The sequence below is a fragment of the Vibrio sp. J1-1 genome (assembly GCF_021728395.1).
In the GTDB taxonomy this organism is placed as follows: domain Bacteria; phylum Pseudomonadota; class Gammaproteobacteria; order Enterobacterales; family Vibrionaceae; genus Vibrio.
The window spans coordinates 1-1319 of the sequence record NZ_JAKKCM010000049.1 but is presented as its reverse complement, the minus strand read 5'-3'; the positions used below and the strand labels follow the sequence as shown (position 1 = coordinate 1319).

At 39.7% G+C, this 1319-nt stretch carries 1 protein-coding gene; it reads right to left on the bottom strand.

Going from position 1 to position 1319, the window contains the following annotated elements; translation table 11 throughout:
• Positions 1–214: 214 nt before the first annotated feature.
• A complete protein-coding gene (locus tag L3V31_RS21980; protein WP_237319360.1) occupies positions 215–1246 on the bottom strand; it encodes an IS110 family transposase in 1032 nt (343 codons plus the stop codon).
• Positions 1247–1319: the final 73 nt, after the last annotated feature.

Genomic DNA, 1319 nt, shown 5'->3' with positions numbered 1-1319 from the left:
TATATGGAATCCACGTATTTACAAAGTGATTTAGCAATTCAAAGTTAAGATGCGTACGTATATTCGGTTTCTATTGAAGGAGCTACCTTCTAACCTTTGATGTTTGCGCACCTACCGTCCTCATCGAGTTAGCAGCTTCTAAAGCATGACAGAAAGGTCAGGTTTTCAGTAGGTTGGTCTTACCTTTTATGCATCATCATTTCGTAAAGTTCGCTTAACCAGTGAGTAAAACAGGTTTATAATCTGTTTGATAACGAAGCATTGCCCATGCAGTTCGAACTACTTTGTTGGCGAGGGCAATACAGGCCTTTTTGAAGCCAATTCGATTTATGATTTTGGCTAACCAGACATCTTTTTGAGTCCTTGGTGTTTCTGGTAGACGACCAACATAAGACATTGCTCCGAGATAAAGTAAAGAACGTAACTCTTTGACACCACCACACTTATCAATCCCTATCATAAACACTTTACCGCCGGAGCTATGTTGTTTAGGAGTCAATCCAACAAAAGCAGAAGCTTGTCTTCCGTTTTTAAACTGCGTGCCATCTCCCAGAGTTGTGTAAAGCATCGCTGCTGTTGTTTCGCCAACCCCTTCGATTTCCATAAGTCTTTGGCATGGTTCAATCTGACGTGTTAAAGCATTTTTTTCTTTTTCAAACTCAATTAATTTGGATTTGAGTAGCTTGTATTGTTCCCACAGCATAGATAGAACTGAAACAACATTAGCTGGTATAGGTGTTTCACCATCTAGTATTGTTTGAACAGAAGCTTTTAAGCCTTTTTCACCCTTGGGGTTTGCAATCCCATATCCCAATAAGGTCCCTCTAATATGATGTCCAAGTGATACTACAGTACGAGATAAAAAGCGTCGGCTGCTTTCTAACGAGTACATGGCTTGTTGTTCTATTGACTTTGGTCGGCTGTATTTTATACCTATCTGAATAACTGCATTTGCAATGGCGAGAGCATCATTATGATCGGTTTTATGACCTTCTAAGTACCCTTTTACTTTTTTAGGGTTAAGAATTCTCACATCATGCCCGTACTGTTCTGCTAACTGCCCCCAGTAGTGACAACCACAACAACCTTCCATAGCAACGATTGAAGGCTTAGATTTAGCAAGAAACTCTTTTGCTTTTTGTCGGTTCAAAGCTTTGTTGAAAAGTAACTCACCATGAACGCTGATATGACAGATTTGAAGAACATTTTTAGCTAAGTCTATAGCAATAACATTGTTGGTTAGCATGTTGGAATCCTCAGGTTTTATCTCATCCCACTAAGTTTAGGTTGGCTGGGGAAGAGTGGATTCCATACATCAA

Coding starts and splice junctions, on each gene's coding strand:
- L3V31_RS21980 (WP_237319360.1), bottom strand. CDS start 1,246: ATGCTAACCAACAATGTTATTGCTATAGACTTAGCTAAAAATGTTCTT.